Genomic DNA, 22320 nt, shown 5'->3' on the forward strand with positions numbered 1-22320 from the left:
CTGTGCCTGGTGGGCGTCGTCGCGCAATCGGTGAGCCTGGGAGTCCTGCTCACCGCGCCGGCGCCCGACGGCCTACCCCCTGTCGCGGCGAGGCACTCCGTCACCACCGACGGCGTCTCGGAGGTTTCGTCGAACGGCAACATAATCATGTTCGTACTTGATACGTACGACACGCTGTTTTTGGAGGAGGGCCTGGAGGAAGACCCCCGCTGCCTCGACGAGTTCACCGGGTTCACCTGGTTCGACAACTCCACAGGCTCGATGATCCCCACGCGCTACGCCATGGCCTCGATTCTGACGGGGCAGTCCCTCGACGAAGGCGATGAGGGCTTCTCCACGTCGTTGATCATCGACTGGTACGAGCAGCACGGCCTGATCGACGACATCAACGCGCAGGGGTACGAGACGCGCCTGTACGCCACCGACATCAACGATGCCATCGGCTCCCTGTCCGATCGGGTGGAGAACATCAAGCTTCGCGAGAACCGGCTGGACTATCCGTCGGCGGTTGCGATGCTGGTGAAGTGTTCGCTGTACCGCGATCTGCCTTGGGCGCTGAAGCCGCCGTTCTGGTTCTACACCGACGAGGTGAACAGCGCCGCGCTGGGAAGCGGCGCCGAGAGCGCCGTGAACGCGCTGTGGACCATGGACGACGCGCGCTACTACGCTACTCTCAAAGAGCAGGGACTGAGCGCCGCCGACCTCGATGGGAAGGGGAGCTTCCGCGTCATACACCTGGCAGGTCCCCATCCGCCGTACACGTTGAACCGCAATGCCGAGACGGTGGAGGGCGGAACCGGCGCCATCGAGCAAGGGCTCGGCTCCCTCCATATCGTGAGCGAGTACCTTGAGGAGCTTAAGCGGCTGGGCTTGTACGACGAAGCCACCATCGTGGTGACCGCTGACCATGGCGAGTGGTACATCGCTGAAGACATAGTGCGTCCGACAAGCCCCATCATGCTGGTGAAGCCTTCGACGCAGCCGGACGGCTCGGACGAGCCCGTGAAGCGCTCTTCGGTGCCTACGGGGCACGTCGATCTCGCGGCTACGCTGCTCGAAGCCGCCGGGGGCGATGCCTCCGCATACGGCGGGATGAGCGTGTTTGACGTGCCCGACGCTCCGCGCACCCGCTACTACAACGCCTCGTCGGTGGTGGGTCCCGAGCACGTGTACACGTCCATCATTCAGTGGGAGATCGAGGGCGATGCGATGAACTGGGACGATTGGCGCGAAACCGGTGTGAAATGGCCCATCGGCTGATCGGCGACGATGGCTGCGAGGTGCAGGGATGATTGTCGCTTTCGCAGATCTTTCGAGCTGGTGAACGCGAAGCCGCCGCAAGCACGAAGCTTGCGGCGGCTTTCTCATGCGGGAGACTGGTTACCCCTCGTACACGATATCGCCGTTCGAGACGGTGCAGACCACCTTCGCCTCCGAGATCTGCTTGGGGTCGACGTCGAGGATGTTGCGATCGATCACGACGAGGTCTGCCTTCTTGCCTGTTTCGATTGTGCCCACGATGTCGTCCATGAAGTTCTCGTACGCCACGTTCTTCGTGTACATCTCGAGCATCTGGTAGGCGGTCAGTCCTTGCTCCTTCCACCGGTAGTGGTCTTCGTCCTCTTCGACGGGGAAGGGGCTGTTGCGCGTGATGCCCACTTCGATTTCAAGCAGGGGATCGTAGGCGGTCACGGCTCCGTCGCTGCCGCCGCTGATGAGGCAGCCTGCTTCCAGCATGTCCTTAGCCGGGTACATGGCGAACGCGCGCTCCTTGCCGATAAATGCGGCTTCCAGTTGACACAGAGGGTCGTTGTACATCCACAGGAACTGCAGGTTGCTGATCGCTTTGAGATCCGCGCAGCGTTTGATGTCCTCGGGAGTGATGGCGCATACGTGCACCATCGTGTGACGCGCGTCACGCTTGCCGTTCGCCGCTTCGGCGCGCTCGTAGGCGTCGAGCGAGGCGCGCACGGCTCCGTCGCCGATGGCGTGAATATGCGCCTGGTACCCGTTCTTGTCGAGATCGGCTACCACCTGGTCGAGCTCTTCTGTGGACCAGTCGCTTGTGGCGGTCCAGCCTTCTCCCTTGCCGGCTGCGGGCAGGTACGGCTCCAGCATAACGGCCGTTGCGCCTTCGGTCACGCCGTCGTAGACGATCTTCACCGTGCCGGTTTGGAACATGTCGGAATCGTAGGCGGCTACGGCATCGAGCTTCTTCTTGATGCCTTCGTAGCCCATGCCCGGCTGTCCCCACACGAGGAAGCGCTGGCGCAGATGCAGATCGCCCCGTGCGTCCATGTTGTGGAGCGCCTCGGCGTGGATGAGCTCGATGCCCGACAGGTTGATGTTCGTGAGGCCGGTGATGCCCAGCGAATGACAGTACTCCTGGAACGCTTCGTAGGCTTTCGCCATGTTCTCGGTCGAGTAGGGAACTTCGATCTTGGACGTGACAAGGCCTTTCGCTGCGTCGGTCAGCAGACCGCTTGGCTGGCCAGCGGCGTTGTGCACGATGGAGCCTCCGTCGGGGTCGGGCGTGTCGGCCGTGATTCCGGCGATTTCCAGCGCCTTGCTGTTCACCCAATAGGAATGGTGCGATACGTCGCGGATCATGATGGGCTTGTCGGAGCAGATGGCGTCGAGGTCCTCTTTCTGCGGGCCCGGGTTCGATCCGTCGGGTTGCAGATAGGCGTTCTGCATGAACGGTCCGCCGTAGTACACTTCGTCGTCGGGATGCGCTTCCACGAACTCGCGGATGATGCGCAGATACTCCTCGTTGTCCATGGTGCCTTCGGGGATGGCGATTTGGAACAGTTCTTCGTAATAAGGCTGTGGGCCGTGCAGGTGGCCGTCCATGAAGCCCGGGCACAAGAACTTGCCGCCGAGGTCGATGACCTTGGTCGCGTCGCCTACGAACGCCTCGATGCCGGCATCGTCTCCTACGTACACGATGTCGCCGCCGCGCACGGCGACGGCCTGCGCTACGTCTCCTTCGTTTACGAGCGTCTGCACGTGGCCGTTCTTGAATACGAGGTCGGCCGCCTTGCCGGTTGCCTGCGCTTCGGCTTCGATGCTCGTGTCCGCCGCCCCTTCTTCTGCGGGCGCGCTGCATCCGAACGGTCCTCCCAGCAGCATCCCTGCTGCAAGCACCGATGCTCCCGCTACGAACGAACGGCGCGTGAGCGCGCTTTGCCGTCCCAGTCCCTGGTTCGTGCTATGCGTCATGACGATCCCTTCCTTCCCTTGTTCGACGATACGCTTGCCGGATCCCTTGTGCCGACGGCACCTTGCCCGACGTTATGGCCGAAGGGGGCCTGCGACAATCAACGCGAAGATGGATGCCTGCTCGAAAGAGGGTTTATTTTTCTCTACCTTGTAGCAAACATGCTGGTGGAGGGCGAGGGTGCTTGTTTTGCGGAAGGGCGCGCTCCCGAGCGGGAATTCGCGCGTGCTATAATCCGCCGCAGGGGAAAGGGGTGCGATGGTTTACTTGCTGTTCTTCTACGATATGGGTATGACCATGGCGAACGCGGCGCTCTGTATCGTGTTCGCTGCGTTGTTCGTGCGGAACAGAAGCCCTCTCCATCTTTGGCTCGCTATCTTGTTCGGATTGTGCACGGCTGACATCGTGCTCATGTACCTGTTCGATTTCGTGCCCGATTTCCAGCTGCTGTTCAGCGCTTTTCCCGGATCGTCGCCGTTTTTGTACGGTTACCTGCATCTCGGTATTCTGCTGACGTTCAGGTTCATTGCGGGCTTTATCTTCGACCAGCCGCCGGCGGCGCGGGAAAGTGCGTTGTGGATTTTATGTTGCACGTATCTCGCGGTTGCCGGGTCGTTGTCGGAAGCCGTGGTAGAGGAATTCGCCGAGAACTTGTGCATCGGCGTGCTGCAGCTTTATATCATGGGCATCGGTATTCGAGGGTTGCGCAAGGGCGATGTAGGGGGTCGCGTGCTGGACTCGAAGGCCGTCGTTGCGCTCGTGGCGTCGTTCGCGTTTTGCTCGGTTGGTTATTTGGCGTGGTCGATAGGCTCGTTCGCGGCTGGATGGGAGAGCCCGCGCAACGTGTTCGTCGAATTGTCTGGTGGAATTAATTTCGTGTTCGCCTGTCTTTACCTGGTTGCGTACGCCCGCAAACTCCGCGAGGCATCGGTTCCAGCCGTGGTGCCTTTTGTTGCCAAGCGCTACGATCTCACCAAGCGCGAGGAGGAGATGCTTGAAATGCTGGTGGAGGGGTTGAGCAACCAGCAGATCAGCTCGCAGGCGTACATCTCGGTCGGAACGGTGAAAACGCACGCGCACAACATCTACGCGAAATTGGGCATTAAGGGGCGTGCGGATCTGCCCGCGTTTCTCGAATGCGAGCTCGCCGCCTCCCTTGATCATCGGAGTTGATCGCGCCGCGCCGCTTCCGTCGTCGGTCTCTGACGAGGGTGTGAAAAAAGCGCGTCTTCCGCGGGTTGTTCCCGGGCTTTGTGCTAGGATGGTAACGAACAAACGTTTGCAACTGAGGCAAACCCTCGGCATGACGACGAAAAGGAACCGATGACGCGCATCGAACGAACCATCTTGGGGATCGATCCCGGCCTGGCCAACACCGGCTGGGGCATCGTGGAGCAGCGCGGGCCGCGCCTGGCGTGCACGGCATACGGGTGCGTGTCCACGCCGAAGGAGCTGCCGCTGGCTCAGCGTCTGCGGAAGATCCACGAGCAGATGGCTGCGGTCATCGCGCGGTTCCAGCCGACGTGCGCGGGAATCGAGACCGTGTGGTTCGGCGTGAACGTGCAAAGCGCGTTCGCCACGGGGCAGGCGCGGGGCGCTGCGCTCGTGGCATGCGCCGAATGCGACCTCGAGGTGCTGGAATTCTCGCCCAGCCAGATCAAGCTGGCGGTGGTGGGAACCGGCTCGGCCGAGAAGGACCAGGTGCAGTACATGGTGCGCCAGCTGCTTGCCCTCGAGGACGTCCCGCGACCCGACCATGCCGCCGACGCGTTGGCCGCCGCCATCTGCTATACCACTCATGAGGGTTTCGCGCGCCGCACGGGCGCGGCATGCATGGCGTACGACGCGCCCGTTTGCAACGTACCCGTCGGAAAGGACAGGCTATGATCGCGTTTCTCAAGGGGACGCTGGCGGGGAAGACCGCCACGACCGCCTACATCGAAGTGAACGGCGTGGGCTATGCCGTGGGCATGTCCCAGGCCAGCCTGTCGAAGCTGCCCGAAGCGGGGGCACCGGTTGAGGTGCACACGTTCTTGCAGGTGCGCGACGATGCGCTGGCGCTGTACGGATTTCTCGCGCTGGAGGAGAAGGCTCTGTTCGAGCGGCTCATCGGCGTGGGCGGCGTGGGGCCGAAGGTGGCGCTTGCCGCGCTGTCGGCGTTCTCGCCCGCGGGTCTTGTGGCCGCCGTGCAGGCGCAGGACGTGGCGGCGGTGCAGCGCATCCCCGGCGTAGGGAAGAAGACGGCCTCGCGCATCATCCTGGAGCTGAAGGGCTCGTTCGACGAGGGGCTGGCAAGCCTGTTCGACGGGGCGGCGCCCGCAGCGGCGTCGGCTGCGAATCTTGCCGGCACGCGCGAGGCGCTGCTGTCGATGGGCTTCACGTCCGAAGAGGCCGACGTCGCCCTCAAGGGCGCCCCCGAAGGCGCGTCCGAGGGCGTGCTGCTACAATATGCGCTGAAGCGATTAGGTTCCGCCGGTCTGCCGACCGGCGGAATGGCTTGACGCTGCGGCTTTCCGCAGCACCCGATCTTGGCGCTCCAAGCCCTCCTCGCGTACGAAGTACGCTTCGTCGGGCTTTCACGTCAATCTCGGGCACCGCGAAAAGCCTCGCTGACATTGTCGGACCGGCGAGGGGGACAATGTTAGACTGGCGAGAAAGATGAAAAGGCGGCTATGGCTGACAACGGCATTCAAATAGAAGGGCTCGTGTTCGAGGCGGGCGCCGGAGCGGGGCGGGATGGCGGCTCGTCGCCCGTCGACGCACGCTCGCGCGCGGTGGCGCCGACGCTCACCGAGGACGATCTCGCGCTCGATCGCAGTCTGCGCCCTAAGCGCCTGGGCGACTACCTGGGGCAGACGAAGATCAAGGAGTCGCTCGCCATCCTCATCGAGGCGGCTCAGGCGCGCGGCGACGTGGTGGATCATATCTTGTTCTCAGGACCTCCGGGCCTCGGCAAGACCACGCTTGCGACGGTCGTCGCCAACGAGCTGGGCGCGAACATCAAGACGACGAGCGGCCCCGCCATCGAGCGCACGGGCGATCTGGCGGCCATCCTCACGAACCTCGAGGAGGGCGATGTCCTGTTCATCGACGAGATCCATCGCCTGAACCGCATGGTCGAAGAGGTGCTGTACCCTGCGCTCGAGGACTTCGCCCTCGACATCGTGGTGGGGAAGGGGCCGGCGGCACGCTCCATTCGCCTCGACCTGCCGCGCTTCACCCTGGTCGGCGCCACCACGCGAACGGGCCTGCTCACCGGTCCTTTGCGCGACCGCTTCGGCATCGTGTTCCGCCTGCAGTACTACTCGCCCGAGGAGCTGGCCTCCATCGTGCGCCGTTCCGCCTCCATCCTGGACGTCGCAATCGAGGAGGACGGGGCGCTGGAGATCGCGCGCCGTAGCCGCGGCACCCCGCGTCTGGCGAACCGCCTGCTCAAGCGCGTGCGCGATTGGGCGCAGGTGCGCGGGGACGGCATCATCGACGAGGACGTGGCCGCCCAAGCGCTCAGCTTCTTCGAAGTCGACGCGTTGGGCTTGGACATGATGGACAACCGCATCCTCGAGCTTCTGGCCGTGCAGTTCGGCGGCCGCCCCGTGGGGCTGACCACGCTGGCGTCCGCCCTGTCGGAGGACACCGACACGCTGGAAGACGTCTACGAGCCTTACCTCATGCAGCAGGGCCTGCTGGTGCGCACGCCGAAGGGCCGCATCTGCACCGAGCGGGCCTACGACCATCTGGGGATTCCGGTTCCGCCGTTCTCGTGATCACGACCGTCCGGGGCGTCCCGGGCTTACGAAGGGAGCTTCCATGCTCGAACAGGATTACCTGATGCGCATCCTCCTGCAATTCGCGGAGGCCATCCGCCGCAGCTGGGCGCGATCGGTGGAGGATCGCGATCCGCGCGATGCCGCCAACATGCTGGAGCGCGCCATAGGCGACGCCACCGACATCGACGGCGCCACGCTGCTGTCGCTGTCGCCCGAGTCGATAGCCAGCGTCATGCAGGTGTCGGGCGTCGACCCGCGCGTGTCCGAGTACATCGCCCGGAGCCTGCTTCTGGCCTCGGGTTATCTGGCAGAGGCGGGCGAGGGCGATCTGTCCGCCCTGCGCGCCGAGCAGGCTCGCGCCTTGGCCGAGGCGTACGATCTCGATCTGCCCGACACGCCCGAAGAGCTAGCCACCCTTTTGGATGAGGCCGATGCCGCGCTGGCGAAAGACGCCGAGTCCACCATGGACGTGCTAGGCTACGGCACCGAGCCCGTCATCCCGGCGAACACGATCGAGGCGCCCCTCGATTCCGACCGGTAGGAGCCCGCTCGATCAACGGATCGGTAAAATACGGGCGAAAAAGAGAATCCCGAGCTTTTTTGTTGCCGCATAGCGTATAGTAAGCATGTGCCCTCGAGGTGAGGGCGAGTGTTGCGGCCATGCAGCACACAGTGTTACCTCCTCGGGGACGAGGAGAGGAAAGAGGATTTAAAATGGCGGAAGGTACTGTTAAGTGGTTCAACCCGGAAAAGGGCTACGGCTTCATCTCTCAGAAGGATGGCGAAGACCTCTTCGTGCATTTCTCTGAGATCAAGATGGACGGCTTCAAGACGCTTGACGAAGGTGCTGCGGTGCAGTTCGACGTCACGACCGGTCAGAACGGCAAGCTTCAGGCAAGCAACGTGACGAAGGCATAAGCAGACTAACATATAGAATGCTGAAATGACCCCGCAAAGTGCGGGGTCATTTTTTTAATGCGTATCGGTTCGGCAGTGTCTCTTTGCGGGGCTTGGGTCGCGGGCCGATGAGCCGAAAACCCTCTTTTAGGCGTAAAAATGCGTAAACTCCGTCCCGAGGGTTGCCAGCCTTGCGGCGTTCGCGACGCTGTTGATTTTGCGATGCCTCAGTGCTGCGATGATAATGCGGTTCTCTTTGGTGAGATGTTCGACGTTCGGATGGTGTGCCATGCGGTGTAGCAGTTAAAAGCAGCGCGCTACGCCGGCCGACTCCGTCTTCTAAGACGAAGGAGGCGAGGCCGGCTTACTGCTATCGACGCGAACCCGGACGTGTCGAAAGTATACTGATTATGGTGCGAACTCGGTTGGGGCCTTTGATCCTCGGGCTCTCACGCCGGCACGCTGCCCGATTCACTCTTATCCAGGCTGACTGACTTTTGGGTATTGGATTTTGCGTCTTCGTTGCGTCGCAAGTTGTTTGGCATGCTGTGGGCGGGGGGCGGAGGGTCTGAATGTTTCACGTGAAAACATTCGTACGTGTCGAATCGAAGCCATGATGGGGCTGATCCGTTCCCGTTGAGTAGGCGGGAGCAGCAAAGGAGTCGAGCGCTTTACGAGACGGGCTTGCGGGTTCGTGTGAAACCCCAGAGACCATAGAGTTTCTTGCTATTTGATAGTTAATATGTATCATTTAAGAAATAATTACCAAAAAGGTATTAACAAAACGCGTGCATGGTGCTTAAATAAAAGAAAAGAGGGTATCGGGAAAACGGTCGACGGTCGGAAATAGCGAGGGAGTGCGCTTTTCACGCATTGTTCGGTCGACAATCGACAAGCAACACATATGCACAGCACGCTCACACGCCATATAGGGCGCTGCGTCTGCATAACGGGGGAGCACATGATTACGATTTCGCATCGCAAACTTTGTCGCGGGGGGGGGCTCACTAGTCTGCTAATTGCAGCAGCGGCGGTGCTTCTGGTTGCGTTTGCGGGCGTGCGCCTCGTAGGACTGACCCCGTACGCCGTTCTCTCGGGCAGCATGGAGCCCGAATATCCCGTTGGCTCGCTGGTGTACGTCAAAGCGGTCGATCCGCTTGACGTCGAAGTGGGCGACGCCATCACGTTCAGCCTGCCCTCGGGCACGCTGGTGACCCATCAGGTGTATCAGATCGATGCCGAATCCCGTGCGTTCCGCACGCAGGGCATCGCCAACATCGCCAGCGACGGGTCCATTTCCCCCGACGCCGCGCCGGTGCCGTACGAGAACCTCGTGGGCAAACCCGTGGCGTGCATCCCGTATCTGGGCTACATCAACAAATTCCTCACTTCTCCGCTGGGTCTTGTGATTGCAGGGACGGCTATCGCCGTTTTCATCATAGCATCGATTGCTGCCGGGAAGCTTGCCGCCCTCGATAGCGGCCAAGCGGCATCGCACCGAGGGGGTGGTGGCAAGCACAGCCGATGCGCCTGAGCATTGAGCGACAGCGTGCGCCCCTGCAAGCGGACGCAAGAAACGAACGAGAGAGAGGAGCGCTTCATGGAAGCGGAAGTAAAACGTAGAAAGCGCCGTGTGGTGTTGGTTGCCCTGGCGGCCTGTTTGGTGGTGGCCGGCATCGGCGGAACCCTAGCCTGGTTCAGCGCGCAAAGCAGTCTGACGAACACGTTCAAGGTGGGCAACATCACCGATCCGACGACGAAGCCGGATAAGCCCTCTGAAAACCTTCCCAGTGACACAACGAAGGTGAGCGGGAATATCTATGAGCCCAGCTGGGTTGACCAGTCTGCGATCGCTCCGGGTGCGAGCGTGGCTAAGGATCCGTACGTGGGCATCGGCAAGGACAGCGAGTCTGCCTATGTGTACGTGTACGTGAAGAACAATCTGCCGGAAGGTGCATACTTCACGATCGAGCAGGGTTGGGAAGCGGTTGAAGCAACTTTGGTTTCGGGATCGCAAGACCAGTACAAGGGCGGTCTGTTCGCCTATGCCTCCAACTACCAGAATGGAGCTGGTCTCACCGAGCTTAAACCGACTGGTACCCCTGCTGCCGATGCTTGGACGAAAAACCCCCTGTTCAAAAGCATTATGACGAGCGATACGTTTGTGGCGAACGACACCAACAAAACGGTTGAGGTGTATGCATATGTTGCAGCCAAATCGAACAACAGCGAGTCTACGACCGATCTCGACGCTGCTGCCAAGGCTTGGGCGGCTGAGATCAAAATGAAGCAGTAGCTTCCAGCGTCGCAACTTGCGCATGCTCAGCCTTTGAGCTGCCCTTTGCCCATCCCGGCGCTCCCTCGGGCGCCGGGATGGGCGCATCCGCACCCGTTTACCCAAGGACCTGGATCCCTATGACTGAACACGCACATCACAACATCGCCAGCGCCGCATCGCCCGACGATGCCGCGCGCGAGGCTGCGCCGCCCGACGAGCTCCGCTCGAGCTCGACCGGCCAGCCCTCTGCACCGGAGGCCCGTGCGAAGGCCTCCCGCGCGCAGCGCTTCGCCGCGGTCGCTGCGGCGCTGACGCTGTTGTTCGCTGCCGCGGTTTTGGCGACCCAGGCGTTCAACGTCGAGCTGTTCGACGCGCATCACCCCTTCTCGTTCGGCGCGCCCGACATCGAGGTGGTCGAAACCATGTTGGACGCCTCGGGAAACGAGGTTCCGGCGCTTGTGGACGACCGTATCAACCCCGGCTCCGGCGCCGTGAGCCGCATCGTGCGTGTGCAGAACCTCGGCACGCATCCGATGTTCGTGCGCGTGATGCTGAGCGTGGAAGGCGTGCGGCCCAACGGCGACGCGCTGTCGCTCGACCACGCCGTGACGTACGACTTCGGCGACGCGTCCGCGTGGCAGCGGGGGCAGGACGGCCGGTACTACCTGGCCGTCGCGCTGGAACCCGACCAAACCACGCCCGTGCTGATCGACTCGTTCGAGGTGGAGGCGGGCGCGCTGGCCGGCATCGACCAGCTGAAGCTGGTGATCAAGGCCGACGGCGTGCAAAGCGAGCACAACGCAACCAGTTCCCTGACTGCTGAAGGATGGCCGGCATGATGAATACTCGGGTTTCGATATGGCAGAAAGCGCTGCGCATGGTGCTGGCGCTTGCTTTGGCCGCGACCGCGGTGCCCTTCGTCGCACCCGACAAGGCGCATGCCGAACAGGCCGCCGATGGGGCGTATCATATTTCCACCGCAGCCGATTTGCTGTACACGGTCAGCTTGACGCGTGCGGCCATCGGTCAGAGTGTCGATATCGTTCTGGACAACGATCTGACTTTGACCGAAGCCGACCTTACGGTTGCGAAGCAGTACGGCGGCTTGATCTTCGGCACCATCGACTTGCCGTTCAAGGGCACGTTCGACGGTCAGGGTCACACCATCAAGGGCTTGAAGTACGACCGCGAATTGTTCACCCCGAAGGCGAACACCGGCCTGTTCGCCAGCACCGACGGCGCCATCATCAAGAACCTCACGTTGGAGGACGCCTATATCGGCGCAGACTTCCGCGGCGGCGTGTTGGTGGGCCGCGCGGACAACACGCGCATCGAGAACGTCACCCTCATCAACTGCACATCCAGCATCACGCCCGCCAACAACGCCGTCAGCCTGATCACCAACGCCGGCGTGCTGGGCGGCATCCTCGCCGGCGAGACGAACGGAGGCGTCATCTACAACTGCGAGGTGCGCGGCGGCAGGTGCGTGTCGAACTCGACGTCCGCCGTCGCCGCGCTGGGCGGCGAAGGGCTGTACATGGGCGCGTTGGTAGGTGCAGCAAGCGGAACCGTCATCGAGTATTCGCGTGTGACGCCGATTCGCGAGGTTGCGGCCGATGGCACCGTGACCTACCAGCATGCAAGCGTCAAGAACAGCTACGACAAGGCGGTGGGCGCCCTGGGCGGCTTCACCGTGTACGCGGGCGGCGTGACGGGGCAGCTTTCGAACGGCGCCCAGATGATCGACTGCTTCTCTACGGCGGACTGCTACGCCTACTGCGGCACGTACGTGAGCGTCGGCGCGGGCGCCACGGTGAGCGTCGGCGGCCTGACGGCGTCGGCGTACGACAACAACTGCAGCATCGAGCGCTCCCATTACGCCGGCAACCTGAGCTCGAAGCAGTACAACGCGCTGATCGTCATTCCCATCATCGAGTACAACGTGTATTTGGCCGGCCTCGCAAGGCGGGCCGATGGCCTGTCGGTAAGCGAGTCGTACTTCAAGCCTTCTGCAAGCGCAGAGGAGGGTACGAACAAGAAGATCCCCGCGTTGAATGACGCCGCGACGGGGCCGTCGTTCGGGCCGTTGGACGATAACGTGTACGTCGACCGCGACTTCTGGGAGGGGTGCGGCTACGACTTCGCAGGCGGCATCGAGCGCAGCAGCGTGTATTCTGCCAGTCATATCAACAAGTGGGTCATGGACTACGACCTGGGCATTCCCGTGCATGGGTCGTCCATCAAGGCGACGTTCGACTTCCCGGGCGCGGCCAGCGTGAGCATCGGGACGACCGGGCTTTCGCCGACGCAGGCGCAGACGACCGACAACGCTTGGAAGTTCGCCGTGCAGGGCGTTCTTGCCGCGGACAATGCGGTGGAGCTGAGCGCGACGACGACCGATGCACCTATGGCGAACGGGACGAATGGCTACCGCTTCGTGGGATGGTGTCGCGAGCCCAGCGTCACGGTGAACGAGGTGGCCGAAGACCCCGCGTACTTCGAGCCGATGGTGACGGGCGATTGGGTGTCGGACAGTCCGGTGTACGAGGCTTCGAACGCCGATCCTGCTAACAGGCAATTCGAGGACAACGACCTGTTCATCGCGCATTACCAAGCGCAGGTGCTGTTCCACGACGTGGACGGCAACGTGATCAACAAAGGTACCGGCGCGGCGGATCCGAATACCGATGACGACTGGTACGACTACTTCGACCCGCTGCCGTCGCCGAGTCCGGCGAAGCCCTCCGAAAGCTCGACCTTCGTCGGCTGGACGACGACAAAGAACTCGGCAGGCGGCGGTGGCTACAATGGCATAACATCCACAGAGCTCGTTGCGATCGTCAACAACGGGGCGTTGTACAAAGCGAGTGATCCGGTAACTAAGCCTATGGATCTGTATCCCATCTACATAGATTATTCGGTGAACATCCTCACCGAAATCGAGGGTTATAGCGCCGATGCAGATAAGACGGTGCGCAGCAGCGTGGGCTCGACGCATGTGGAGAAGGTGACGAACACTGACGGAATCACGTCGTATCGTGTGTTTGTGAAAGATGCCACCGGCAATGATCTGAGTGTCGACGGGGCGCTTCCCGACGGCTATCGGTTCCTGGGGTGGTACAAGAACGTGGACGGCGTTGAGGTGCGCGTGAGCTCCGACCCCAGCTACACCATCCCCGCCGACACCGACCTCACCCAACAGCAAACCTACATAGCCCGCTTCGAGTACCGGGTTGATTACTACGTTGCATCAGATGCGCAAGATGCTAACGAATTCAAGAATCCCACGCTTCATGCTGAGAGATGGCAGCGGTACGAAAGCGCTTTCGTGGAATTGCCTCCACCCGCTTATTACAATGAAATGTTCGAGTACTGGGCATCGTACGACCCCGGTGCCAACCCAGCAATAGGAGCTAAATTTACCGGCGTGATATGTAATCCTGAAAAGGTTGCTTCGAAGATGACGTTCGGCGGTGTATCGACTGACTATGCAATTGGGGTTGGTATCGACTTTCCTGGGGCAGGCTCCGTTGAGCTGCGTGGGGAGCCCTCGTTGACAGGGACCACGAGTGGAAGTGTCGAAGTCGAAACGAAGCCCGATTTAAGTGGGGACTACGTGTTTAGATTCTGGACAGGAGAGGGGACGAAGCTTAATCTCCAGTGGAGCGACTGGAAAGAGACGAATCGAGAAAAGACGTTTCATCCAAAGGGATCCGCTTATTCCGGTTCTCGCGCCTATTACTTTCAGGCTCACTACGCTGCAAACGTGAAGTTCGAGGGCGTGCTGAGGACCGATGGGGGTGAGTGGGCTGTTGAGCGCCGTTACGAAGAGCGGGTTCTGCTAAATCAAGACACCTCTAATGCGTACGGCTATCCGAAAGCGGGTTCGTCAACTGGGGTGTCGTTCACCTCTGCCGCTTCTCCCACGGATGCTGACATGCAGCGTGACGGGTATCGGTTCTTGGGATGGATTGACAAGTCTGCCATTGCTGCGGGCGAGATGACCCCGCAGGAATGGGGCTACGTTTTCGACGTGGCGGGCGACCAGTACTGCACCTCGCAGGCTTCCAGGGCGGTTCCCTATCTGCTGGCTGCCGATGCGGTTTGCACGCGGCCTATGGATCTGTATCCGGTGTACGTGAAGTACGACGTGACCGTCACTACGAACATCGCGCAGGCGGGCGTGCCCTCCGGCGCTGGCGTGAACATCCCGGCCGCGCCGACAGTAGCCGATGGGGGTGCGACGCCCAGCTTCAATCTGCCGTACAACACGTATACGCGCGATTCTGCCGATCCGGGCACTATCACCTTTGGACAGAACAACGCAAACGTGACTGTGAAGGACGACCAGACAATCGACCTCTCCCTGACGGCCGAAAACAACGCAACTCCTGTGGTAACGGACGGACAGGCGACGTATCTGCTGAAGTCGTGGACGATCGAGAAGACGTTCCAGGGGCAGACGCATACCGAGACGGTTCCCGTCAGCGATCCTGCCGTCGCTGGCGAAAACCCTCTGAGCTACACCATCGAGTCGGGCTCCTCGTACAAGTTCATAGCGAACTACGAGCCGCTGGTGGTGGTGTACCACGTGAACGACGGAGCTACCGAAACCGTGGTGCGCAACAACGGCCAGCAGCTGGGGAAGGGTCCCGATCCGACGTTCGACATCGCCGCCATTGATTTGACGAATGGTGGGATCCATGTGTTCGTGGGCTGGACGGCGACGCGTCCGGCGGCGGGGCAGTACGCAATCTGGAGCGAGGGCACCGCGATGGTGTCTTCGAGCACGATCGTGCATCGGTCGATGGAGCTGTGGCCGGTGTATCGCGCGGCTACGGTGAGCGTGAACTCGAACATCGACAAGGAGATTGAGGCCGCGGGCAAAAAACCCGAGAGCTACCGTTCGCTGAGCCGTTTGGACTCGATTGCTTCGGTCACCCTCGTTGCGGAGGCGAAGGACTTCCCCGGCTATCAGTTCGACCACTGGGCGACGGAGTACGACAGCACGACCGGCCAGGGTACGCCTGTGACTGACAACAACAACTTCGTGCTGAGGGGCAACAGGCCGTTCGAGAAGGACACGACGTACACGGCGGTGTACGTGAAGGTGCATGAGGTTCGCTACCACGACGCGCAGGGCAACGTGATATACACCGCCAACGTGAAGGGCAACGAGCGCACGTTCGTGCATGACGTCCTCGTTGGGACGGAGACGGCTCCCGATTCCGGCGGGGGAACGACTGCCGGCTCCGGAGGGACGACTCCGACGCAGCAGGTGCCGATCGACGTGGAGGCGTATCACAATATCGCCGTGGCCCTTGATGCTGCTGCGAACGCGGACGGGCGCGAGGCGTTCAGCAACTGGCGGTGGGACAACAACGGCACCATGGTTCCCTGGGAGCAATTCTTTGACAAGCCGATCACGACGGACATGGACTTGTACCCCGAGACTTGGCAGGTGAAGGCCACCGATGCGCAAGATGTCGCCATGACCGACCAGCTGACTTGGGCGATAGACGTGAGCGCTTTGGAAACTTCGAGCGCGCCTGCGGCGGAGGGGTCGGCCGCGACGCCGAACGCCGAGAAGCAGACCTATCCCATCCAAGCGTACTTCGGGCAGGGCAACTACTACGACCAGAAGCACCTGACGGTTCACGTGGAGAAGCGCTCCTACAAGCCTTCGAGCGAGCCGACATATCAACCGGGCAACCCGCTTCCGGCCGACCGCGATGCGTCTGCGGCGTTGGGCAAGCAGGTCGCTCTGTACGACGACAGAGCCACGGGCAACGTGTTGGCATCGCATGTCGACGCGGACGGCGGCTTCCGGGACTACCAGGAAGTGAGCACCAAGGGCACTTCGGTGTGCACGGTGGACGGCACTTCGTACACCACCCAAAACGACGGCGATGCCTTGTTCGTGTTCGGCGACATCAAGCCGCTCACCATCGTGAAGAAGACCACGGCCAAGGAGGCGGCGGGGGAGACGTTCCTGTTCACGGTGACCAACCTCAAGGACGGGTCCCTGCAGACCCGCTCGGTTTCGGTCAAGTGCCCCGACAAGCCGGACAAGGACGGGATCTACGCGGCCAGCGTGCGGTTGCAGTTGGGCCAGGGCGAATACTTCGTGAGGGAGGACAAGTCCTGGGCGTGGCGCTATGGGCAATCGTACCAGGTGAACGGCGTGACCGTCCCTTCCGGTGCCGACGGCGCGCGCGTGGTGGTCTCGCGTTCTCAGGACGGCTCGACCGTGGTGTGCGAGAACAAGCTGGAAAACGACGCGTGGCTGGATGACTCGGCTCGTGCGATCAACGAATTCGGACAGGGGGCGATCTTGTAATGGGCAGGGGAATGCATGCGAAGCCGGCTGATCGTCGGGCTGCGGCGTTCGATCTGCCGCACAAGCGCCCGGGACGCAAGCGCGCGGCGGTGGTTGCCGCGTGCCTTGCGGCCATGCTGTGCTGCGGGGGCGCGCTGGCGTGGTTCCATGCGGAGTCGGGCCTTTTCAACATGTTCAAGGCGGCGAATGTCACGCCGGGCGTGAACGAAACGTTCGACTCGCCGCACACGGTGAAGGAGAACGTGTACGCGACCAACAAGGGGAACGTGAAGGCGTACCTGCGAGCCTCGGTGTCGGTTCGCTGGGAGACCGGGAGCCAGGCTGGCGGTTCCGCCGTCGTGCTGGGCGACGTTCCGGAGCTTGGTAAGGACTACGCGATGCAGCGGGGCGCCGTCGCTTCGCCTGATGCAACCGCTCAACCTGCGGATTCCTGGATTCAGGGGACAGACGGCCTGTACTACTGGCCGAAGCCCCTTGCTCCCGAAAGCGATGCTACCGGAGGGGTTGCTCCTGAGCGAACGGCGAATTTGATCGCCAAGTGCGAAGCTTTTCCCAACACCTCGCATACGGATGGCCGCCATCTGGTCGTCGAGATCGACGTGCAGGCCGTGCAGGCCGATCCTGTTGACGCGGTTTCGGAAGCGTGGGGACCCGACCGTGGCGGCGCGGTTACGGGCGTTGCGACCGATGGCACGCTGACGGTTTCGAGCAAGGGAGGTGCTGCATGATGACGTGCAGACGTTCGAGGTGCGGCGTTCTGGCGTTCGCTGCAGCCGCGCTTGCGGTTGCAGCCGCGCTCGCCATGCCGATGTTCGCTCGGTCGGCTGCGGCCTATGCCGCGCCCGCGGGGCCGCCCACCGTGGTGTACGACAGCGCCGCACGCGAGTTCTTTGTGCGCAACGCCGATGGAGGCAGCCTGTTCGACACGCTGGAGAACCTGGTGCCGGGCGATTCGTCGTCGCACACCGTGGCGGTGCGGGTGGAGAACGCGCGCACGCCTGTTGCGCTGTACCTGCGCCCCTCGTGCGACCGTGCTGTCGCCGACGTGATAGGGCCGGTGCGCGTGGTCATGAGCGCGGACGGCCGGACGCTCTACGACGGCGAGATAGGGGAGCTGCTTCGCGAAGGGGCGCTTCCCGTCAAGATGGCCGAGCTTTCGGGCGGCCGGTCGGCGGACTTCACGCTGGACGTGCTGGTGCCCGTGACCTTGGGCAACGAGGCGGCGGGTTTGGAGAACCATGTTCACTGGACGCTCATCGCCCAGGACGAGGGCGGCTCTGCGGGCGCGGGCGGTTCCGAGGGCTCGGAGGGCGAGGGCGGCTCCGGCGGCTCGAGTGGCGCGGGCGGAGCGGGAACCGTGGAGGCCGACGTTTCGACGCTCACCAAAACCGGCGACTTCCCCTACGCCCTTGCGGCGTTGGCGGCGGCCGTCGGCGCGGCCGCCGTGCTGGCAGCAGTGCTCGTCCGCTCTCGCCGCGGTTCCCGGTAGCGCCGCGCCTTCGCTTTCTCGAGCGCCCTTCTTCTGCGGCTTCGGCTTGTCGCCTTCCGCCTGGCGGCGCGTCTAACAGATGAACATGGCGTCGCCGAACGAGAGCAGGCGGTAGCGCTGTTCGATGGCGTGGCGGTAGGCGGCCATGATGTGCTCGCGCGAGGAGAACGCGGACACCAGCATCATCAGCGTGGAGCGCGGCACGTGGAAGTTCGTGACCAGGGCGTCCACCACATGGAACTGCGAGCCGGGCAGCAGGTACAGCGACGTCGTCTCGCGGTCGCGCGCGGTGACGGCGCCCGCCTCGGGGTTCCAGGCGCTTTCCAGGCTGCGCACGCTGGTGGTGCCCACGGCCACCACGCGCCCGCCGCGCTCGCGCGTCTCGGCGATGGCGTCGACGGTGCGCTGCGGCACGGTGTAGTACTCGGTGTGGATGACGTGCTGCTGAGGGTCGTCCTCATCCACGATGCGGAAGGTGTCCAGGCCCACTTCCAGCTCCACGGTTTCCCAGCGCACGCCCCGGTCGCGCAGGCGCTCGATGAGGGCGGGCGTGAAGTGCAGGCCGGCCGTGGGCGCGGCGGCCGAGCTTTCGCGGCGCGAGTACACGGTCTGGTACAGCTCCTCGTCGCCGGCGTAGTTCTTGATGTAGGGCGGAAGCGGCGTGTGGCCCACCGCGTGCAGCGCTTCGTCGAGGGAGGGCAGCGTCGTGGTCAGGCGCGCGATGCGCTCGCCCTTCTGCGCGCCGTCGGCCCAGTCGACGATTTCCGCGGACAGCGCCACGTCGCCCTGCGCGTCGGCGAAGTCCACCACGGCGCCCGTGCCCGGCTTCAGGCGCTTGCCCGGACGCACCAGCACCTCCCACAGTGCGCTTCGGTTCGTGCGCGGCTCGCGGTCGTGCACCTCGCGCAGCAGGAACACCTCGGCCGCTCCTCCCGTGCCGCGCTTCGCGCCCAGCAGGCGCGCGGGCATGACGCGCGTCTCGTTGACGACGAGCAGGTCGTTCGGACGCAGGTAGTCGACGATGTCGCGGAAGATGCGGTCCTCCAGCTCGCCGGTGACTCGATCCATGACCAGCAGGCGGCAGCCGTCGCGCTCGGCGGCGGGCTCCTGCGCGATCAGCTCGGGGGGCAGTTCGTAATCGAAATCAGAGGTCTTCATGCGTGCGTCCTTCGTGCGTTGCGGTATAGGCGTGCGAACCACTTATTATAGACCTTGATACAAGCCGACGGACGCTTATCCGTCCCACTCCATCTCGTACCAGCATTCGAGGGACAGCCCCGGCACGCGCTTGAATTCGTCCACATTGTTCGTGACGAGCACCGCGTTGTTCGCCAGCGCCGTGGCGGCGATGATGAGGTCGTTCGGCCCGATCTTCTTACCCGTCATCTCGAGTTCGCCGCGTATGCGCGCATAGGTATGCGCGCATTTCGAATCGAACGGCACCACTTCGAACGGCAGCGTGAATTCGTCGACGAGCCACCGGGCTTTTTCCGGCTGCTTGCTTTTTTCGATGCCGAGCCTCAGTTCGCCTTCCACGATGGCGGGAATCTTGAAGAGCTTCGGGCTGCTGTTGCGCATCATGTCGTAGGCGTAGGGAAGTTCTCCGCGCATGAAGTCGATGCAGATATTGGAGTCGAGAAGATACACGGCGTTCACCTACAGCGTTTTTCGAGGCGCGTCGAATTCCCAGGGAATCTCCGGCGGTTCGACGAACGTGTCGTCATCGCAGACGCCGTACAGGTCGAAGAACCCATGCGGCCACAGGCCGTTCGTATCGCGGTCGCGCAGCACGCCCGCCACGAACTTCGAGAGCGTCTTCCCCTCGCGTGCGGCATCTTGGCGCAAGCCTTCCATCATAGGTTCGTCCATGTACAGGGAAAGTTGAGGCATGGCGCGCTCCCTTCTTGACGTGCGCGGCAAATATACTTGTAAGTATACTTGCTAGATGCGCTGCACGCAAGGCGCTACGGGCGCGTGTTGTGGCGCTGAGCCGACCTTGCCGAACCGCCTGCGCCGGCGTGCGGAACCTACTTTCCGTCGCGCTCTTGCTCGCGCAGCGCCTTCAGCACGGCGCGCTTGCGGGCCTGCTTGGCGTCGTAAGCGGCGCGCTCGGCCTTCTTCGCGGCGCGTGCGGTTTCGGCGGCGGCGCGCTCCTCGGCGTGGGCTGCCGCTTCCGCCTCGCGGGCGGCGGCTCGCTGCGCCTTGCGTTCGGCGCGCTCGGTGGCGGCTTCGACGTCCGAGAAGCGGCAGCCGCAGTAGTTCTGCCGGTACATGCCCATCTCGCGGCTGCGGTGCGTGGCCTCGTCGTAGAAGGGGCGGTAGTCTTCGAACAGCGGCTGCACGCCCGCGGCCGAGGCGGCGCGTTCCAGCTCCTCGCGGATGACGTCGGTATATTGGTAGGGGCTCACCGACAGCGTGGTGCCCAGTGCGTCGAACCCCTGCTCGGCTGCCAGCGCGGAGGCCTCTTCGAAGCGCAGGCGGTAGCACGCCCGGCAGCGCGCCTTGCGGCGGGCGGGATCGCCCTCGGCGGCGCCCACGCGTCCGGCGCAGGCTTCCCAGGCGGCGGGGTCGTAGGCACCTTCCAGCACGTCCAGCTGCTCGCCGGCGGCCCAGGCGCGCAGTGTGGACAGGCGGTGCGCGTACTCGTCGGCGGGCGCGATGTTCGAGTTCATATAGGCTATGGTCAGGTCGTGCCCGGCGGCGCGCAGCAGGCGCACCGGTTCCAACGAGCACGGTCCGCAGCAGGCATGAAGCAGTATTTTCATCGGGTTTGCACGCTCCTTCGCAACGTGACGTATACTACCATGCCTGAGCAACCAATTCACCCGACCAAAGGATCGACGCATGGCATCTCGCACGTATCGCGCAATCTTCTTCGACTTGGACGGCACGCTGCTGCCCATGGAGCTGGACGAGTTCCTGGGCGCCTATTTCGAGGCCATCGCCGGCTTCGTCGCCCGGCAGGGACTGGACGCGAAGGCGTTCTCGGCCGGGCTCAAGGCGGGCATCGGCGCCATGGCGTCGCACGACGACGGCCGCACGAACCACGAGGCGTACTGGGAGGCGTTCTTCCGGCATGCCGATGCCGACGCGGTCGCGTGGGAGGAGCTGCTGACCGAGTTCTATGAGCACGAGTTCGGCGCTATCGGTGAGGGCTTCCAGCCCAACCCCGCGGCCGCGCGCGCCATCGAGACGCTGGCGGCGAAAGGCTACCCGCTGGTGCTGGCCACCATGCCCATGTTCCCGCGCCGCGCCGTGGAGTGGCGCCTGGCCTGGGCCGGGGTGGATGCGTCGAAGTTCGCGCGCATCACGTCGTTCGAGAACTCCACCAGCGTGAAGCCGAAGCTGGCCTACTACGCCGAGAACGTGGCGGCGTGCAGCCTTTCCGGCGACGACGTGCTCATGGTGGGCAACAACACAGTGGAGGACCTGGCCATCCAAGGGCTGGGCGCCGACGCATTCCTCGTGACCGACCATCTGCTCGATCCGACCGAGGGCTTCGATCTGGGCTCCGTGAAGCGCGGCACCATGGAGGAGTTCGCGGCCTGGGCCGAGTCGCTGCCCCCGTGCGCCGACCCCGCGCAGGGCGTCGAAGCCGGCATCGTGGCGGCCGCTGCGCGCGAGGCGGCGCTGTCCTTCGCGAAGGAGGGCTAGCCATGGCGCTGTTCGACTGCAAGATCCAAGCGACCAGCGGCCATGCCCGCGCGCTGTCCTACGAGACCGCGCACGGAACGTTTCAAACGCCCATGTTCATGCCGGTGGGTACCAGCGCCACGGTGAAGGGTGTCACCGCGGGCCAGCTGCGCGACCTGGACAGCCAGGTGGTGCTGGCCAACACGTACCATCTGTCGCTTCGCCCCGGCGCCGACGTGGTGGCCGAGGCCGGCGGCGTGCACCGCTTCATGAACTACGACGGCCCCATGCTCACCGACTCGGGCGGCTTCCAGGTGTTCAGCCTGGCCGACACGCTCAAGCTGGACGACGAGGGCCTCACGTTCCGCTCCATCTACGACGGCACGAAGGTGCGTTGGACGCCCGAGAGCAACATGGCCATCCAGGAGCAGCTGGGCGCCGACATCGCCATGCAGCTGGACCAGTGCACGCCGTACCCGTCCGAGAAGGCGTTCGTGGCGAAGGCCGTGGACCTGTCGGCCAACTGGGCGCGCCGCTGCCTGGCCGCGCACAAGCGTCCCGACCAGACGCTGTTCGGCATCGTGCAGGGCGGCATGGAGCTGGATCTGAGGCTTGAGTCCATCCGCCGCCTGCGCGAGATCGAGGACGAGAGCGCAGCCGCAGGCGGCGGATGGACTCAAGCCTCAGATCCAGCTC

General features: G+C 63.2%; 20 protein-coding genes. 15 read left to right on the top strand and 5 right to left on the bottom strand.

Annotated elements, in window-relative coordinates; translation table 11 throughout:
- On the top strand, positions 1-1260 hold a 1260-nt coding region (locus tag ACMO6A_RS00185), incomplete at its 5' end, for a sulfatase-like hydrolase/transferase (protein WP_418470620.1).
- Positions 1261-1380: 120 nt separating this feature from the next.
- Here ACMO6A_RS00185 and ACMO6A_RS00190 read toward each other — a convergent pair.
- Positions 1381-3222 carry an amidohydrolase gene (locus tag ACMO6A_RS00190; RefSeq protein ID WP_009608809.1) on the bottom strand — a complete coding sequence of 614 codons (1842 nt, stop codon included), beginning with the start codon at positions 3220-3222 and terminating at the stop codon, positions 1381-1383.
- Between the two features lie 256 nt (positions 3223-3478).
- Between ACMO6A_RS00190 and ACMO6A_RS00195 the strand changes: the two genes are divergently transcribed.
- The 12 genes from ACMO6A_RS00195 (at position 3479) to ACMO6A_RS00250 (ending at position 17991) form a co-directional block, all read left to right on the top strand.
- Positions 3479-4393 carry a response regulator transcription factor gene (locus ACMO6A_RS00195; protein WP_009608815.1) on the top strand — a complete coding sequence of 305 codons (915 nt, stop codon included), beginning with the start codon at positions 3479-3481 and terminating at the stop codon, positions 4391-4393.
- A gap of 150 nt (positions 4394-4543) precedes the next feature.
- Positions 4544-5107: a crossover junction endodeoxyribonuclease RuvC gene (ruvC, locus tag ACMO6A_RS00200; RefSeq protein WP_035586126.1), complete on the top strand. Its 564-nt coding sequence runs from the start codon at positions 4544-4546 to the stop codon at positions 5105-5107.
- Entirely contained in the window at positions 5104-5721 is a 618-nt protein-coding gene (gene ruvA, locus ACMO6A_RS00205; RefSeq protein ID WP_035586124.1) for a Holliday junction branch migration protein RuvA, read from the top strand. The genes ruvC and ruvA overlap by 4 nt, the downstream gene beginning before the upstream one ends.
- A gap of 171 nt (positions 5722-5892) precedes the next feature.
- On the top strand, positions 5893-6984 hold the full coding sequence (gene ruvB, locus ACMO6A_RS00210) for a Holliday junction branch migration DNA helicase RuvB (RefSeq protein ID WP_009608877.1): 1092 nt from the start codon (positions 5893-5895) through the stop codon (positions 6982-6984).
- Positions 6985-7027: 43 nt separating this feature from the next.
- A complete protein-coding gene (locus tag ACMO6A_RS00215) occupies positions 7028-7528 on the top strand; it encodes a hypothetical protein (protein ID WP_009608806.1) in 501 nt (166 codons plus the stop codon).
- Between the two features lie 173 nt (positions 7529-7701).
- A complete protein-coding gene (locus ACMO6A_RS00220; protein ID WP_009304886.1) occupies positions 7702-7905 on the top strand; it encodes a cold-shock protein in 204 nt (67 codons plus the stop codon).
- Positions 7906-8845: 940 nt separating this feature from the next.
- Positions 8846-9418 carry a signal peptidase I gene (locus tag ACMO6A_RS00225; RefSeq protein ID WP_270549309.1) on the top strand — a complete coding sequence of 191 codons (573 nt, stop codon included), beginning with the start codon at positions 8846-8848 and terminating at the stop codon, positions 9416-9418.
- Between the two features lie 66 nt (positions 9419-9484).
- Complete coding sequence (locus ACMO6A_RS00230; protein WP_035586121.1) at positions 9485-10180, top strand: SipW-dependent-type signal peptide-containing protein; 696 nt, start codon at positions 9485-9487, stop codon at positions 10178-10180.
- Between the two features lie 119 nt (positions 10181-10299).
- Positions 10300-11001 (top strand): hypothetical protein, encoded by a 702-nt coding sequence (locus ACMO6A_RS00235; protein ID WP_009608818.1) that lies wholly within the window; start codon positions 10300-10302, stop codon positions 10999-11001.
- The gene (locus ACMO6A_RS00240; protein ID WP_418470621.1) at positions 10998-16502 is read left to right on the top strand and encodes a hypothetical protein; all 5505 of its coding nucleotides are present in this window, start codon (positions 10998-11000) and stop codon (positions 16500-16502) included. The genes ACMO6A_RS00235 and ACMO6A_RS00240 overlap by 4 nt, the downstream gene beginning before the upstream one ends.
- Complete coding sequence (locus ACMO6A_RS00245; protein ID WP_035577314.1) at positions 16502-17230, top strand: hypothetical protein; 729 nt, start codon at positions 16502-16504, stop codon at positions 17228-17230. Before ACMO6A_RS00240 ends, ACMO6A_RS00245 begins: the two co-directional genes overlap by 1 nt.
- Complete coding sequence (locus tag ACMO6A_RS00250; RefSeq protein WP_418470622.1) at positions 17227-17991, top strand: hypothetical protein; 765 nt, start codon at positions 17227-17229, stop codon at positions 17989-17991. Before ACMO6A_RS00245 ends, ACMO6A_RS00250 begins: the two co-directional genes overlap by 4 nt.
- Positions 17992-18063: 72 nt before the next feature.
- Here ACMO6A_RS00250 and queA read toward each other — a convergent pair whose 3' ends face one another.
- From queA to ACMO6A_RS00270, 4 genes are all read right to left on the bottom strand, one after another.
- On the bottom strand, positions 18064-19149 hold the full coding sequence (queA, locus tag ACMO6A_RS00255) for a tRNA preQ1(34) S-adenosylmethionine ribosyltransferase-isomerase QueA (protein WP_418470623.1): 1086 nt from the start codon (positions 19147-19149) through the stop codon (positions 18064-18066).
- 75 nt (positions 19150-19224) lie between these two features.
- A complete protein-coding gene (locus ACMO6A_RS00260; RefSeq protein WP_035586258.1) occupies positions 19225-19638 on the bottom strand; it encodes a type II toxin-antitoxin system VapC family toxin in 414 nt (137 codons plus the stop codon).
- A gap of 9 nt (positions 19639-19647) precedes the next feature.
- Positions 19648-19881 carry an antitoxin gene (locus ACMO6A_RS00265; RefSeq protein WP_035586114.1) on the bottom strand — a complete coding sequence of 78 codons (234 nt, stop codon included), beginning with the start codon at positions 19879-19881 and terminating at the stop codon, positions 19648-19650.
- Positions 19882-20018: 137 nt separating this feature from the next.
- Entirely contained in the window at positions 20019-20756 is a 738-nt protein-coding gene (locus ACMO6A_RS00270; protein ID WP_418470624.1) for an epoxyqueuosine reductase QueH, read from the bottom strand.
- Between the two features lie 79 nt (positions 20757-20835).
- Between ACMO6A_RS00270 and ACMO6A_RS00275 the strand changes: the two genes are divergently transcribed.
- Positions 20836-21645 (top strand): HAD family hydrolase, encoded by an 810-nt coding sequence (locus ACMO6A_RS00275; protein ID WP_009608879.1) that lies wholly within the window; start codon positions 20836-20838, stop codon positions 21643-21645.
- 2 nt (positions 21646-21647) lie between these two features.
- Positions 21648-22320 (top strand): tRNA-guanine transglycosylase (locus tag ACMO6A_RS00280; RefSeq protein ID WP_418470625.1); only part of this gene is annotated, 673 nt, incomplete at its 3' end.

It is taken from the genome of Eggerthella sp. (genome assembly GCF_048329335.1).
Taxonomy (GTDB): Bacteria; Actinomycetota; Coriobacteriia; order Coriobacteriales; family Eggerthellaceae; genus Eggerthella; species Eggerthella lenta.